This window comes from Nostoc sp. DedQUE04 (assembly GCF_034530995.1).
Taxonomy (GTDB): domain Bacteria; phylum Cyanobacteriota; class Cyanobacteriia; order Cyanobacteriales; family Nostocaceae; genus Nostoc.
The window spans coordinates 202,081-217,915 of record NZ_JAVRCA010000005.1 but is presented as its reverse complement, the minus strand read 5'-3'; the positions used below and the strand labels follow the sequence as shown (position 1 = coordinate 217,915).

Sequence of the window (15,835 nt, the reverse complement as noted above, 5' to 3'; positions counted from 1 at the left end):
CATCCACGAGTATCAAAGACTCATCCACGAGTATCAAAGACTCATCCACGAGTATCAAAGACTCATCCACGAGTATTAAAGACTCATCCACGAGTATTAAAGACTCATCCACGAGTATTAAAGACTCATCCACGAGTATCAAAGACTCATCGCCAATGCCCCATGCCCCATGCCCCATGCCCCATGCCCAATCCCCAATCCCCAATCCCCAATCCCCAATGCCCCATTCCCAAAATTTAATCTATGCCAATTACTACTGATTCTCCCTCGCCCCGTATTCCATCTGGAACTCGTGACTCGCGCAAACATACCCCCAAAACAGATATGCGGGGACTTTATCAAAGAGCAATTAGTGAGTCATTTGTCAAGCTCGATCCGCGAATTACTGTTAGAAACCCAGTGATGTTTGTTGTTTGGGTGGGGACAATTGTCACCTTGCTTGTTACCCTTAACCCAAATCTGTTTGGCACAATCCAGGCTGATGTCAATCAACAACGCCTCTTAAACGGGTTGATTACCTTTATTCTCTTTTTCACCCTCGTTTTTGCCAACTTTGCGGAAGCTGTAGCTGAAGGACGCGGTAAAGCACAAGCTGATTCACTGCGATCGACGCGATCGGATACTGTTGCCAACAAAATCCTCCCCGATGGTTCGATAGTAAAAGTCAATTCTACGGAACTGCGACGGGGCGATTTAGTAAAAGTCAGTGCCAATAATATGATTCCCGCCGATGGGGATGTTATTAAAGGCATCGGCTCGGTGGATGAGTCGGCAATCACTGGAGAATCTGCCCCGGTACTAAAGCAACCAGGTACAGATATTGCCAGTTCGGTGACAGGCGGTACACGCCTACTCTCCGACGAGTTGACAATTCGCATTAGTGCCGATCCCGGTCAAGGCTTTATCGATCGCATGATTGCCTTGGTAGAAGGAGCAGAACGCAGCAAAACTCCGAACGAGATTGCTTTGACGGTATTGTTGGCTGTGTTAACGCAGGTATTCTTGATTGTGGTAGCGACAATGCCTCCCTTCGTCGGCTACATCGCCAGCTTTATCAGTACAGCCTTTGGAGTTGAGGCGGGGAACAGTTTGCGGGCGGGTGCTAGCGTTGCTATTCTCATCTCGCTTTTGGTAGCATTAATTCCCACAACTATCGGTGGTTTACTCAGTGCGATCGGTATTGCCGGGATGGATCGGGTTGCTCAATTTAACGTTATTGCAACCTCTGGCCGAGCGGTAGAAGCTTGCGGTGACATCAACACCTTGGTGCTGGATAAGACAGGCACGATCACCTTGGGGAACCGAATGGCTGACGAGTTTATTCCTCTGGATAATCACTCAATCATAGATGTGGCGCGAGTCTCCCTAGCTGCTAGCTTGTTTGACGAAACGCCAGAAGGCAAGTCAATCGTAGTTTTAGCAGAAAAATCTCAGGCTGGGGTAGACTTTAATATTGATAAAGCCGAAGGTGTAGAATTTTCCGCCAAAACCCGGATGAGTGGTACGAATCTACCCGATGGCAAACAAATTCGCAAAGGTGCAGTGGATGCCATTAAAGGATTTGTCCGTTCCCGTGGCGGTAACGTTCCTGATGATATAGATGCAGCTTATGAGCGAGTTTCCCGATTAGGCGGTACACCCTTAGCTGTTTGCCAAGATGACAAAATTTATGGTGTCATCTACCTGAAAGATATTGTCAAACCTGGTTTGCGGGAACGATTTGACCAACTCCGCCGCATGGGTGTTCGCACGATCATGCTCACAGGTGACAATCGAATTACCGCTTCGGTGATTGCCGAGGAAGCTGGGGTGGATGATTTCATTGCCGAAGCAACTCCAGAAGACAAAATTGAGGTGATTCGCTCGGAACAATCTCAGGGTAAACTGGTGGCAATGACCGGGGATGGTACGAACGATGCGCCTGCTTTGGCTCAAGCAAACGTGGGTGTGGCGATGAATTCGGGGACGCAAGCTGCCAAAGAAGCTGCTAACATGGTGGACTTAGATTCAGATCCCACGAAGCTAATTGACTTAGTAACCATCGGTAAACAACTGCTAATTACTCGTGGAGCGTTGACAACATTTTCCATCGCTAACGATATTGCCAAGTATTTTGCGATCATTCCGACAATCTTTGCTGCTGCTGGAATCGGCGCACTGAATATTATGGGATTAAAGAGTGCCCAATCTGCGATCGTCTCGGCGCTGATTTACAATGCTTTGATTATTCCAGCACTAATTCCGCTAGCACTCAGAGGGGTGAAGTTTTTACCTTTAACAGCAGATCAACTGCTACGTCGTAACATCTTTATCTTTGGTCTTGGCGGTATCGTTGCTCCCTTCATTGCCATCAAACTGATAGATATAATCCTACCTTTGTCTTAATTTACTATGAAATTTATTCAGATCCGCCGCACTATTCTTGCATCCCAAGTATTAGAAGAAATAACTGAAATCTGGTGTCAATGGCGTAGACAAAAGCTGCCACTGTATTTGTTCTTGGCGATGTGTTTCAACCTAGTGGTTGCACCTATGGTTTATGCCGCTACTAATGAACAACTTTCCCGCAGTCAATCTTGGGGATTGGGGTTGTTAGGACTGGTGACACTGGGACTTTCCATCTATTTATTTTTTGTAATGTTTGTACCGGAGAAATTCTAATGAGTTTTGCACGCGAAGCCGGTAGAGCTGTTCGTTCTACCTTGGTACTCTGGGTTATTGGAGCGATTATTTATCCTTTTGCGATGATTGCCATTGGGCAGATTGCGTTTCCGTTTCAAGCAAACGGTAGTCTACTGAAAAATAGCGTCGGTCAAGTTGTCGGTTCTGCTTTGATTGGTCAACCTTTTAGTAGCGATCGCTATTTTAACAGCCGTCCCAGTACCACCAGCTACAGCACAGCCGATCCCAAAAAGGACGATGCGGGAGTTTTGAGAACTGGGGTTTCTGGCGCTAGTAACTTGGCTCCCAGTAATCCTGCATTAATGGAACGGATTAAAGGTAAAGATGACCCAGACCCCAGTAAAAAAGTTGAAGGTGACTTCAATCGTTTGAAAAAAGCAGGTGTGCAGCCGACTGGCGATTTAGTTTATACTTCCGGTTCCAGCCTTGACCCGCATATTACCCCGGAAGCTGCGATCGCACAAGTTGCACGAGTAGCCAAGGCGCGAGGAGTTCAACCGAACCAACTCGAAACTTTAATTTCCCAAAACACCGATGGTCGCTTTCTCGGCATCTTTGGCGAACCTGGAGTTAATGTGTTGAAGCTGAATTTAGCTCTAGATAAGATTAAGGGATAAAGGCTTGAGAGAGTGCTGCTGATTCTTGCTATGCCTTCTATTCAAAATAGTTATCTATAGTAATCCTTAATGATTACTTCAAATCTAAATGTTAGATTCTCGGCTTAATTTAATAAGTCGAGAATCTAATTTTTATTAGGTATATATAAAACCTATATCTCTAAACATATACCTGATTAGCTAATTAATAAACATATACTCTATTTATTTAATACATTTTATATATCTTCAAAATATATCTCTGCAACAGCAGATTTTCCTCGTAAAGTATTGGACAATACTATTAGAGTTAAAAAACATTTTGTGCTGAAAAATAAAAAAACTTTAGAACCAAGTCTGTTTGGTGTTTTTATCGAAGATAATAGCGTTTACTGTGGCATTCATTTAAGTAATATTAAATTACCGAGTAAATGCATTTTTCTAGGAGTTTTAAGAGAAACTCAAGTTATTTCAGTAACAGATAATCCTAGTATTTTCGCTGGAGATTACATTTTAGCAATAGCAACCCATCCGATGATGGTTCCCGCTCTCAAAGTGACTCTTAAAAAAATCCATTCTGTTTACTATTCCTTCAATAGTTGCTTATTGGAAGCTCGACTAAGAGAAAGTCAATCTGTTAATTCAAATTACCCAGACCTATCAAGTACTTTCAATTCCACATATTATTAGACAGATGAACATTTCTCGAATAAAGGCAGAAGGCAGTTCGAGCTTGCAGCAAGAGTAAGAAGATATATTTTTGCCTCCTGCCTCTTTAACTTTACTGAATCTGAGTTCGACTAGCTAAAGGTTTTTAATATGCATACTTCGGAGCTTTTCCGACTTTATGTATCCGCTCAAAAAAGCGTTCATCAGTCTACCCTGATTGAAGCTAACCTGTCTAAGACAACACATAGTGATACCAAACCACATAACGGGGACATTCCCTTTGTAGCAGTGTTTTTGGCTCACATTTCCTTTATGATTGTTTGGGCAATTGTTGTTTTTCTAGTTTCATCTGTCTGCAAAGCACTAGAAGATCCCCCAGAAAATGCGGCGCAAGATAAAGATGAAATAGTAAGCATTAAACATTTAGAGCAACATAACTGTAAAAAATGCCAATTTTTTAACAATAACTATTTTCTAAAGTGTGCAGTACATCCTACCACTGCTCTAACGAAACAAGCACTCAATTGTTCTGACTACAGCCCTAAATAGGTGAATTTATGCCTATGCTGCTAATCTCCAGTATGCAAATTTGCAGTGGCAGATATTCTGGAAGCAGTTAGCCTGAAAACTTTCAAACTTTGTTTAAAGGTTAGAAAGTTCATTTGAAAAACCCAAACAAATTTTATGAAACAAAAAGAAACAGTATTTGTTATTCCAACTCATAGACTGAGAGATGTAGCACAAACTATCGAAAAGTATGATGAGAATTTCTGGGCAAATGGTCATGCTTTAAAAATTATCGTTTTTGACGATTCTAGCATTGCCAATCACGAGAAATATTATCCACTTTTAGAGCAGACTAAGACAGTCAATGATGTGTTTTATGTTGGGCCACAACAGAAAGAGCAATTTATTACATTTTTAAACGAAAGACTGCGCGATCGCAAACTAGAATCACTAGTCAAAAACTTATTCCGACCTAGTTATGGCGGAAATCGCAACTTCACACTCATGTATACTCTTGGTCATTTAATGGTTAGTGCAGATGACGATATGCGTCCAGATGCATTAATTGAAACTAGCCCAGAATCTTTATCTGGTGATGAAATATGCCGAGGAAAATTAATTAAATCTAATCAACAAGGTGGCTTCGTTCATAAATCTTTTGATTTACTCACGGCTTTTGGTGATGTTTTAGGTCAAAAAGCCAGTCATGTACCAGAAAACTTCGAGGCTGGAGAATTGGTACTTGATACAGCAATGGATTTAGAAACCAATACAACTAAAGGTTACTTTCGAGAAAACAGCCTTTTATTACAACAGGGGAGAGTCTTGAATAATGCGATCGTTAAGATTGCCCAAACTTTTCGCACAGGAACTAATGATATTGATACCCTTGATTTTATTCACATGTATCTCAATGATGAAAACCAAATTAGTCCCAATGACCTAAATGATTTTTATATTCTTACCAATTTTCGACCCGTTATTACTAACAAAAACTGGAGAATGGATTGTGGAGTTGCTGGATATGATAATCAGCTAGGTTTACCACCCTTTTTTCCAACTCGCCTCAGATTTGAGGATTATATCTACAGGATTTGGATACAGCAAGAAGGGATTGCAGCTGCACACGTTGATGCTGTTCAAAACCATATTAGAAATAACTATATGCGTAATCCTCTAGCTAGCGAACTATTTAATGAAGAAATATGTAGCTTGCTGAAAAAGAAGATTAAAAACAGTGTTTATCATCTTGACGATTTGGGAATCAAGTTTGATTACTCAGGCGAAGTCACTTTACAAGATTCTGAGGAAATCTTGGAAAAAATCTCTGCTATTCACAGGCAGGTAGTCAAAGCCTCAATCTCTACCCAGAATGAAGAACGCAAGCAGTCACTTCAATTATTTGCTGAGAATTTATCGAGAGTCTTCTATGGATTTGAACCAGACTTTTTTCAGCAAAATGTTTCCAGAATTATCGATGATGTTATTAGCCAATTTCACGGCTCTCTAGAAATATGGCCAACTCTAGTAGAAATCTGTTACTTTTACAAAGATAAAAAGGATTTACCACAAATCAGGGTTAAAAACAAGAAGGTAAAGTCTAGAAATGGGACAAAATCGAGCGAAATTCTTGTATAAATGTGACCTTTGGCAAACAAGCCATCATTCATCCAGTAAAGTTTTCTGAAACCCTTTCTTTTTGAAGATGTGCCTATAGAACTTAAGCCAGATCCCCGGCTTCTTGAAGAAGTCGGGGATCTAATTTTTCACGAATGATTTAGGATTGCTATATGTGCTAGTTAAGTAACTATGTATGCAAACGCTAATTATTGATAACTATGACTCTTATACATTTAATCTTTACCAGATGATTGCCGAGGTAAATGGGGAACTACCTTTAGTAATTTATAACGATCGCCTTAACTGGGATGAATTAAAAGAAATTGCATTTGACAACATTGTGATTTCACCTGGCCCCGGTCGTCCAGAGAGATCGGAAGATTTTGGAGTCTGTCGGCAAATAATTGAGAATGTGGATGTACCCTTGCTGGGAGTTTGTCTGGGACATCAAGGACTTGGCTACCTATATGGTGGAAAAGTAATTCATGCACCGGAAGTTCGACACGGCAGACTCAGTAAAATTTATCATAATAATTCAGAATTATTTCAAGGTATTCCTAATCAGTTTTCTGTGGTGCGTTATCATTCATTATTAGTTGCTGATCAACTACCTGAATGTTTAGAAAAAATTGCTTGGACTGAAGAAGGATTGGTGATGGGATTGCGTCATCGGCATTTACCTTTTTGGGGTGTGCAGTTTCACCCAGAGTCTATCTGTACAGAATATGGGCAAAGATTATTAGAAAACTTTCGAGATATTACGCAGCAATTTACAGAGAAATCGTCAATAAGTCCAGAAAAACAGTATCGGATTCGATATGGATCTGTTACTCCTACTGTAGATAAACCCTGCCTTCGCGCAGCGTCTCGTAGAGAAGAACAGGAAGATAAGTTTGAATTGTATACGCGCAAGTTAGATATCTGCCCAAATACAGAACAAATATTTGTGCAGTTGTTTGAGAATGCCCCCAATGCTTTTTGGTTAGATAGCAGCCGTGTGGAACTTGGTCTATCTCGCTTCTCGTTTATGGGTGATGGCAGCGGAGTAAACAGTCTGTTGGTGCGATACCATACCCAAACGCAAGAACTTACGATCGCACAATCAGATACCGTGACTCATCGCACCGAAAGTATTTTTGAGTATTTGAAGCGAGAAATAAACTGCCGATTTTGTCAATCTGATGAGTTACCTTTTGATTTTAACTGTGGATTTGTTGGCTATTTTGGCTATGAACTTAAGGCGGAGTGTGGATCGTCATTGGTGCATTCTTCATCATTACCTGATGCAATTTTCTTACTTGCCGATCGCATGATTGCGATCGATCATCAAGAACAGTGTATTTATTTGCTGCAATTAATCAAAAAAGGACAAACAGAACAAGTAGAAACTTGGTTTGATACTATTCAACAACAACTCGAAACTCTAGATCCTCTTTTTTCTCTTATACCCCAAGAAAATTGTCAGCCAGTTAACTTCCGTTTGAGCCGCACTTATCAAAATTACATCCAAGATATTCAGCAGTGCTTGAACGAAATTCACGAAGGGGAAACTTATCAAGTTTGCCTGACTAATCAGCTGCACACCGATGCAACCCCCGATCCATTGACGTTCTATCGGACATTACGTAAAATCAATCCGGCTCCTTATTCTGCATTTTTACGCTTTGGTGAAATTGCGATCGCCTGCTCATCTCCAGAAAGGTTTTTACGGATCGATCGCCAAGGTTGGGTAGAAACTAAACCGATCAAGGGAACCCTACCACGAGGAGAAACCCCCGAAGCCGATTTCGTCCTCCGTGAGAAGCTACGCAACAGCGAAAAAGACCGAGCTGAAAATCTGATGATTGTCGATCTCTTGCGCAATGATTTGGGACGAGTTTGTGAAGTTGGTAGCATCCACGTCCCAAAATTAATGGATGTGGAAACATACTCAACAGTACATCAGTTGGTAACAACGATACGCGGGCGATTACGTTCGGATTTACAAGCGGTGGATTGCGTGCAAGCTGCATTTCCCGGAGGATCGATGACTGGTGCGCCGAAAATCCGCACCATGCAAATTATCGATCGCTTAGAACAAGAGGCGCGGGGAATCTATTCAGGTGCGATCGGCTTTTTGGGGTTGAATGGTTCAGCCGATTTAAATATTGTGATTCGGACTGCTGTTTTGACTCCCAGTCAAACCTCCATTGGTATTGGTGGCGGAATTATAGCCCTTTCTGAGCCAGAGATGGAGTTTCAGGAAACGCTGCTGAAAGCCAAAGCCTTAATTGACGCTCTGCTTCTGACGATGCACGGAACATCTGAACCAGAAATGTATCCCATTTTGGGATTAGAAGCAACAACTGCCGATAGTTATGAAAAATTATCTGCCTAAATTAGGGGCTTAATCAAGCATTGAGATGTCTTTGGGGTCGCTATCCCAACACAAAACTGGCTACTATTAAAGATTATTTGCCGTTGGTAAAGATTTTTGATACTGATTTTCAAACTGTAAAGACGCGTTAGTGCAGCTGTAAGAAGTAAAATTTTGTGTCTTTACTAAAGATTTGAGGCTTAACTGAACGGTATTGATTAATCTGACTTCGGCAGGTTGGAGGTTCAAAATAATTAATAATCAATAATTACTAATTTGTCATCAAAACCTCATATATAAATACACTTTCTTGATTGAGGAATGAATTTAAAGACAAAAAGTAACTACCGCAGATCGGGATTAAAAACAAGAAGCTAAAGCCCATAAATAGCACAAAATCGAGCGAACTTACCCGATCAACTCAACCTTTGGCAAATAAGCCATTTGCAAAACGTGACGATTCCTTATCTGTAAAAAATTTCTTAGATATATAGCTTAATTAACAACAATCTGATAAGATTCCGAACAAGTAGAATAATCACTTATTCTCTTTTTCTTGAACCAACTGATTTTGGCTATTTTTTGGGAAAGGAAAATAAAAATGTCTCATCTATTGTGGAAAACTCTGGTACTAAGTCCAGTAGTTTTGGGAGTGACGGTGTTGGTTTCCGCTAAGGCTATAGCTGCTGCCGAAGTAGCAAGTTCTTCTGAAGATACAAAGCCAATAGCTGCTAGTGCTTCATCAATATTCATTCAAACAGAGCAACCAAAAGTTAATCAGCAATTGCTTGCCCAAAAGGCTGATGAAAATAAGGTTTTAGAAGAGGTTAATCGCTACAACAACGAAGGCAAGAACCAGAATTCATTGTCTCAAGTCACATCAGTTTCTCAATTTTCTGATGTACAGCCGACTGATTGGGCATTCCAAGCTTTGCAATCCTTGGTTGAGCGCTACGGTTGTATTGCTGGATACCCAAATTCTACTTACCGTGGCAATCGGGCACTGACTCGTTATGAGTTTGCCGCTGGTTTGAATGCTTGTTTAGATCGAGTTAATGAACTAATTGCCACAGCAACAGCTGACTTGGTGACAAAACAGGATTTGGCGACTCTCCAGCGTTTGCAGGAGGAATTCTCAGCAGAACTGGCAACTCTACGCGGTCGAGTAGATTCTCTAGAAGCACGGACTGCGGAACTAGAAGCTAATCAGTTTTCTACTACCACAAAATTGGTGGGTGAAGCTATTTTTGCTGTTAGTGATATTTTTGGCAATAACACTGGCGATGCGAATAATACTGTCTTCCAAGATCGGGTACGTTTAGACTTGCAAACCAGCTTCACGGGTAAAGACGTTTTACACACCCGTCTTGCAGCCGGTAATGCACTATCCTTTACACAAGTAGGAAATGATGGTGTTGGAATCAATACTTCTGAAGGTATACAAACTTTTCAAATCGGCGCCACTGGTAACAACAGTGTGATTATCGACTGGCTGGCGTATTACGTACCAATAGGTCCAGCCCAAGTCTACTTTGCGGGCACCGGAGGTATTCATAGCGATTATGTTGCCACTAATAACCCTTACTTTGAAGACTATGATGGCGGTAATGGTGCTTTGTCTACCTTTGCTTCTGAAAGTCCGATTTATCGCATTGGTGGTGGTGCTGGTGCGGCACTGACTTTACCGTTTGGTAAGGGTGGCAGCTTTTTCAAACCAAGTTCGCTGACTATCGGCTATTTGGCATCAAATGCTGCTAATTCCGTGGCAAATCAAGGTTTATTAGAGGGTAACTATGCAGCCTTGGGACAGTTGAACTTTAGTGTTGGCGATCGCTTATCTATAGCTGCTACCTATGTTCACGGTTATCATGGTGCTGGAAGTGGTAATTTATTCGATCTAGGTGGTGGTTTGGGTAGTACTATCCGCGTTGTAGGTACTAATCAAGCTAATACTCTAAGTACCTTAAACGGATCTTCCAGTAACTCTTACGGTATAGAAGCAGCTTTTAGACCCAGCGACAAACTGTCAGTCAGTGGCTTCGTTTCTTACCACGATATCACAGGCTTTGGTGCTGGTGATGATTATCAAGCTTGGAGTTACGGTCTTGGAGTGGCCTTACCTGACCTCGGTAAAAAGGGTAACGTTTTAGGGATTTTTGCTGGTGCAGAACCTTATGCCCGTAACCGAGGCGGAGTTTTTGCTGGTACTGGTAATGATATACCTTATCACTTTGAAGGCTTTTACAAGTATCGCGTGTCAGATAATATCTCAATCACCCCTGGCGTAATCTGGTTGACCTCTCCTGGTCAAAACAGCAACAACGATGATGCAATTATCGGTACGCTGAGAACAACTTTCACCTTCTAAAGGTTTACGCAATTTGCTTTAGGGACGCATAACTATGCGTCCCTTTGAACTTCCGCCTTACGGTATTAGATTGAGGGCGTTCATAATTCATATCATGTCCGCCAAATTACCCATAATAAAAGAACCCCACCCCCCAACCCCTCCCCGCCTGCGGGGCTACGGTGTATACACAAGTCTTTCTCACCCCCTCTAACTCCCCGATGCCTTGGGGGAGAACCGGGAACCGGATATTTCCCCCAAGGCATCGGGCTACAGTGTACACACAAGTCTGAAATAGCTTACTCATCTGGGTTTTTGCGTCACTTTTACCCCACCCTAACCCTCCCCTTGCAAAGGGGAGGGAACCGGATCTTTAATCTCCCCCCTTTGCAAGGGGGGATTAAGGGGGGTAAATCCGAGGTTTGCGCTTCATTACCAAGATGTGTGTACACAGAAGCCCCGCCTGCGGGGAGGGGAGACAAAGCACAGCTTTGGCGGGGTGGCTTCTTCGGGTTTAATAAGCAATCAAGCGGACATGATATCACGCCTGATATGAATTATGAATTATAAATTTCCGGGTTGACACAATTAGCCAAGCGATCGCCCCTTAATCCTGCGATTAAATTAGCGATCGCCATTGAAGCCATTTTTGAGCGCGTTTGACGGCTGGCGCTGCCAATATGCGGTGCAATAATTAAATTTTCTAAGGTTAACAACAGGCTATCGCTGGGAATCGGTTCGGGTTCAGTGACATCGACAGCCGCAGCCGCGATTTGACCGCTTGCAAGGGCGCGATACAGAGAATCTGGATCTACAATCGTTCCCCGCGCCGTGTTAATCAAAATAGCCGATCGCTTCATCAATTCAAATTGGCGATCGCTAATTAAATGATAAGTATCATCAGCCGATGGTGTGTGCAGTGTCACAAAGTCTGATTCTTGCAGTAAGTGTTCTAACGTAGCAAACTCCACACCTAAAGATTGTTCTAACTCTGGGCTGCATCGTTGCCTACTCGTATACAATATCTGCATTTCAAATCCTTTGGCACGACGAGCAACTGCTTGTCCAATCCGCCCAAAACCAACAATCCCCAAGGTAGCGCCCGTAACATTTGTCCCCAATAACAAATCTGGTTCCCAAGTCTGCCACAAACCTGCACGAGTAAATCGATCTGCCTCCACTAGTCGCCGTGCAGCTGCCATTAGTAATGCCCAGGCAAAATCTGCGGTAGCATCGGTTAACACCCCAGGAGTATTACCGACGGGAATTTGTCGTGCCGTAGCGGCGGCAATGTCAATGTTATCGTAACCCACCGCCATTTGACTGATAACTTTGAGTTTCCCAGACTCGATGAGTTGGCGATCGATTTGGTCAGTCAGCAGACATAGCAATCCATCTATTTCTTTGACTTTTTCTAGTAAAATTTCGTAGGGAGGGGGTTGGCGTTCTGGCCAAACTTCCACCATCGCGAGCGATCGCAGTTGCTCTAATTCGATGGGTAGGCGACGAGTAACGAAGACTTTAGCTTGAAGCATAATTCTTGAACCTTTTATCTCCTCAAAGAGATATATTACTGGTTCATTTTGTCTTTGCTTAGTCTACCCTGAATATAGATGTTTATCCGTGGTGCTGTAGTACCAATTTATGACTAACTCAACTCCAATGGATGACGAGAAAAAGCTCCCCAAGAAGAAAGGTAAGTCGCTTCCTCCCAAGCTGATTATCTGGCTAGGAAAGTTTGTTTGGACGACTATGTGGCAGATAATGATGTCAAACCTAGCTCCTCGCAATCAGTCGGGAGCATATATTCGTCCTAATAGCCAGTTTCGCAAGTTCATTGGTACAGAATCAGGGAATCCACACCCACCAGCAACGGGGCGCTACAAACTCTATGTTGGGCTGGGCTGTCCTTGGGCGCATCGAACTTTGGTTGTGCGATCGCTCAAAAAACTCGAAGCGGTAATATCAGTATGTATCGTCTCTCCTTCGCCCATTGAAGGCGGTTGGATATTCAACGATGAAGTTGAAGGTTGTCGCACACTGGCTGAATTTTATCAAAAGGCAGAACCGGGCTACAGTGGACGCTCTACAGTACCAGTATTATGGGATAACCAAACAAAAGCGATCGTCAATAATGAGAGTTCAGAGATTATCGTTATGCTGAACTCTGAGTTTAACGAATTTGCCAACAATCCGACGCTAAATCTTTACCCAGAAGAACTTCAAGAGAAAATTGACTGGTGGAATGAAAAGATTTATCACGCGGTAAATAACGGTGTGTATCGCTGTGGCTTTGCCCAGACTCAAGAAGCATACAATCAAGCCTGTAATGAACTGTTCGCAACTCTCGATGAGATTGAACTTGCATTGCAGACTAATCGCTATCTCTGCGGTGAACATCTGACACTTGCAGATGTGCGGTTATTTACGACATTATTTCGGTTTGATAGTGCCTACTATGGGCTGTTTAAATGCAATCGGCAGCGAATTCGAGACTATCAGAATCTCGGAGCTTATCTGCGTGATTTGTATCAGCTTCCGGGTGTGGCTGACACTTGTGACGTAGAAACTGTGAAGCGGGACTACTACGGAAACCTATTCCCACTCAACCCCGGCGGAATTATTCCCAACGGGCCTGATATGTCTTATCTTAATCAACCACACGATCGCGATCGCATAGGCAGAGTGAATGCTTCATGAACCAGATTAATCGAGTTGCAATTGTCGGTGGAACTCATGGCAATGAGTTTACAGGAGCCTACCTAATCCAGAAATTTGCTCAGTTTCCCGATTTAATTACTAGACCAAGTTTTGAGACAGTCACTCTGTTGGCAAATCCTCATGCTTTTGCCGCCGGAAGACGATACGTAGAGAAAGATTTAAATCGCTGTTTTCTCAAGCAAGATTTACAAAATCCGACTTTGAATAGTTACGAAGAGTTGCAAGCTAAATCAATTCAGAATACCCTAGTATTAAATAGGGACAAACAAGCCGATTTCATCTTAGATTTGCACAGCAGTACAGCTAATATGGGTCTGACAATTATTCTTGATAACAGTCATCCTTTAAACTTAAAATTAGCTGCTTATCTGAGCCAGATTAATCCTTTAGTTAGAGTTTATCGCTGCTCTTTTAAATCAATTGCAGAAAACCCATTTGTAAATTCTCTGTGCGAATTAGGCTTTGCATTCGAGGTTGGCCCAATTGCCCAAGGACTTTTAAAAGCAACGCTGTTCAAACAAACAGAGGAACTTGTTCGCGCCCTTCTGGACTACCTAGAACAATTTAACCAGGGTAAAATTCCATCAAATAATGAAACGTTGATTCTCTATGACCACTTATCAGTTGTGGACTACCCAAAAAAACCGGATGGTACAATCTTTGGGATGATTCATCCAGAGCTTCAGGATAAAGATTATCAAGCCTTGAACCCAGGAGATCCAATTTTTATAACTTTTGACGATAAAACAATTGTTTATGAGGGAACATCTACTGTTTGGCCAATTTTTATTAATGAGGCAGCTTACTACGAAAAGGGAATTGCCATGTGTTTAACCCAGAGGCAGCAAATCAACATCTAAGATGTGGATAAAGTTTTTAGATAATTGCTTTTGCTCGAAGCGATGATAAAAATTGAAGATCAAAATTATTAATAACTTCATATATCTAGCGCAATTACTAAAAACTATTTATGTAAGTATATATATCTTAGTTATAATATATTAACGATCGGTAATTAAGGATCGGGGTAAAAAGTTGTCAAAAGGTTTGATAAAATCGATATTAAAGGAGCGTTGAGAAACTATTATCTAATTCATCGGTAATATTTTTTAGAAAAGCAAATATAAATCTAACCCACTAATCTAGGCAACGTCTATGAAATACTGCTTTGAAAGTAACTTTTTGTTTTAAAAAGGAGGAAATGCAAACATTCAGGCTTGAGATTTCTTCTAAACTCAGCCCTGAGTTGAACTATGGAACTTGACTGATAAAATTCAAATTTAACAATATAATTTACGTTTAAAATTGTCTAAATACTTGAACTCATAATGAAAATTAAGCAAAAAAGAAACAAACCAATAGCCAGTCTTTCTTTAGATTTAGATAATATTTGGTCTTATTTAAAAAATCAGGGCGCTCCGGGTTGGCAGACTTATCCTTCTTACTTGGATATCGCAGTACCTCGTTTCTTAGATATTCTCAAGCAATGGGATTTGACAATCACAGTATTCATTGTCGGTCAAGATGCAGCGCTAGAAAAGAATACCAAAGCAATACAAGCGATCGCTAGCGCCGGTCACGAAATTGGCAATCATTCATTTTATCACGATCCTTGGCTACATCTGTATTCAGAGAATGAGATTGAAGAAGAGGTGGCACTCGCCGAAGAACATATCAAGCGCGTCACTCATCAACATCCTATCGGCTTTCGGGGACCAGGATACAGTTTTTCTCCAGCAGTATTGAAAGTCTTAGCACGACGAGGATACGAATATGATGCTTCGACTTTTCCGACATTTTTGGGGCCGATAGCACGAGCATATTATTTAATAACTTGTAAATTGAGCAAAGAAGAACGTAAAAAACGGGAAGCGCTGTTTGGCGGTTTTAAAGAGGGTTTGCAGCCTCTAAAACCTTACCAGTGGAAACTAGATAAGGATAAACTGACTGAGATTCCCGTTACTACCATGCCAATTTTTAAAGTGCCAATTCACTTCAGTTACATAATGTTTCTGAGTACATTTTCTTCGGAAGTGGCGTTATTCTACCTACGAATTGCCCTATGGCTGTGTAAAGTTACACGCGTCCAGCCTTCTTTGCTACTCCATCCTACAGACTTTGTAAGTCAAGAAGATGTACCAGAACTCTCATTCTTTCCAGGTATGAGTGTCCCTACTTATAAAAAGCTGGCAATAGTGAACAAAAGTTTAGAAATGATATCCAGTCAATTTAATGTTTTGACTGTTGGACAACACGCTAAATTTGCAGCCGATGCCCTTAAATTACCTGTATTAGTGCCTCAAAAGAGGTAAAAATATCATCTATGCGATTTACTAA

12 protein-coding genes and 1 pseudogene are annotated in these 15,835 nt (G+C 41.7%); 12 read left to right on the top strand and 1 reads right to left on the bottom strand.

The genetic code is table 11. The annotated features are described in order from the left end of the window. The 9 genes and pseudogenes from RM049_RS05555 to RM049_RS05515 form a co-directional block, all read left to right on the top strand. Positions 1 to 240 (top strand): annotated as a pseudogene (locus RM049_RS05555) (hypothetical protein); the annotation flags it as partial. Positions 241 to 243: 3 nt separating this feature from the next. Next, the gene (gene kdpB, locus RM049_RS05550; RefSeq protein WP_322703460.1) at positions 244 to 2,385 is read left to right on the top strand and encodes a potassium-transporting ATPase subunit KdpB; all 2,142 of its coding nucleotides are present in this window, start codon (positions 244 to 246) and stop codon (positions 2,383 to 2,385) included. 6 nt (positions 2,386 to 2,391) lie between these two features. Further along, positions 2,392 to 2,661: a potassium-transporting ATPase subunit F gene (locus tag RM049_RS05545; protein WP_322679437.1), complete on the top strand. Its 270-nt coding sequence runs from the start codon at positions 2,392 to 2,394 to the stop codon at positions 2,659 to 2,661. Then, complete coding sequence (gene kdpC / locus RM049_RS05540; protein ID WP_322703459.1) at positions 2,661 to 3,299, top strand: K(+)-transporting ATPase subunit C; 639 nt, start codon at positions 2,661 to 2,663, stop codon at positions 3,297 to 3,299. The genes RM049_RS05545 and kdpC overlap by 1 nt, the downstream gene beginning before the upstream one ends. A gap of 270 nt (positions 3,300 to 3,569) precedes the next feature. Beyond that, a complete protein-coding gene (locus tag RM049_RS05535) occupies positions 3,570 to 3,968 on the top strand; it encodes a TrkA C-terminal domain-containing protein (RefSeq protein ID WP_322703458.1) in 399 nt (132 codons plus the stop codon). A gap of 129 nt (positions 3,969 to 4,097) precedes the next feature. Then, positions 4,098 to 4,496, top strand: coding sequence for a hypothetical protein (locus RM049_RS05530; RefSeq protein ID WP_322703457.1), 399 nt, complete (start codon positions 4,098 to 4,100; stop codon positions 4,494 to 4,496). A 135-nt stretch (positions 4,497 to 4,631) separates the two neighbouring features. Further along, positions 4,632 to 6,092, top strand: coding sequence for a hypothetical protein (locus tag RM049_RS05525; protein ID WP_322703456.1), 1,461 nt, complete (start codon positions 4,632 to 4,634; stop codon positions 6,090 to 6,092). Positions 6,093 to 6,267: 175 nt separating this feature from the next. Beyond that, the gene (gene pabB / locus RM049_RS05520; protein ID WP_322703455.1) at positions 6,268 to 8,451 is read left to right on the top strand and encodes an aminodeoxychorismate synthase component I; all 2,184 of its coding nucleotides are present in this window, start codon (positions 6,268 to 6,270) and stop codon (positions 8,449 to 8,451) included. Positions 8,452 to 9,031: 580 nt separating this feature from the next. After that, a complete protein-coding gene (locus RM049_RS05515; RefSeq protein WP_322682352.1) occupies positions 9,032 to 10,798 on the top strand; it encodes an iron uptake porin in 1,767 nt (588 codons plus the stop codon). A gap of 536 nt (positions 10,799 to 11,334) precedes the next feature. Here RM049_RS05515 and RM049_RS05510 read toward each other — a convergent pair. After that, positions 11,335 to 12,312 (bottom strand): D-glycerate dehydrogenase, encoded by a 978-nt coding sequence (locus RM049_RS05510; protein ID WP_322703454.1) that lies wholly within the window; start codon positions 12,310 to 12,312, stop codon positions 11,335 to 11,337. A gap of 109 nt (positions 12,313 to 12,421) precedes the next feature. Here RM049_RS05510 and RM049_RS05505 point away from each other — a divergent pair, with 109 nt between their 5' ends. The 3 genes from RM049_RS05505 to RM049_RS05495 all read left to right on the top strand — a co-directional run bounded on the left by RM049_RS05505 (position 12,422) and on the right by RM049_RS05495 (position 15,810). Then, positions 12,422 to 13,477, top strand: coding sequence for a glutathione S-transferase family protein (locus tag RM049_RS05505; RefSeq protein ID WP_322703453.1), 1,056 nt, complete (start codon positions 12,422 to 12,424; stop codon positions 13,475 to 13,477). Further along, positions 13,474 to 14,358, top strand: coding sequence for an aspartoacylase (locus RM049_RS05500; RefSeq protein WP_322703452.1), 885 nt, complete (start codon positions 13,474 to 13,476; stop codon positions 14,356 to 14,358). Before RM049_RS05505 ends, RM049_RS05500 begins: the two co-directional genes overlap by 4 nt. A 468-nt stretch (positions 14,359 to 14,826) precedes the next feature. Continuing rightward, positions 14,827 to 15,810, top strand: coding sequence for a polysaccharide deacetylase family protein (locus RM049_RS05495; RefSeq protein WP_322703451.1), 984 nt, complete (start codon positions 14,827 to 14,829; stop codon positions 15,808 to 15,810). Positions 15,811 to 15,835 lie beyond the last annotated feature (25 nt).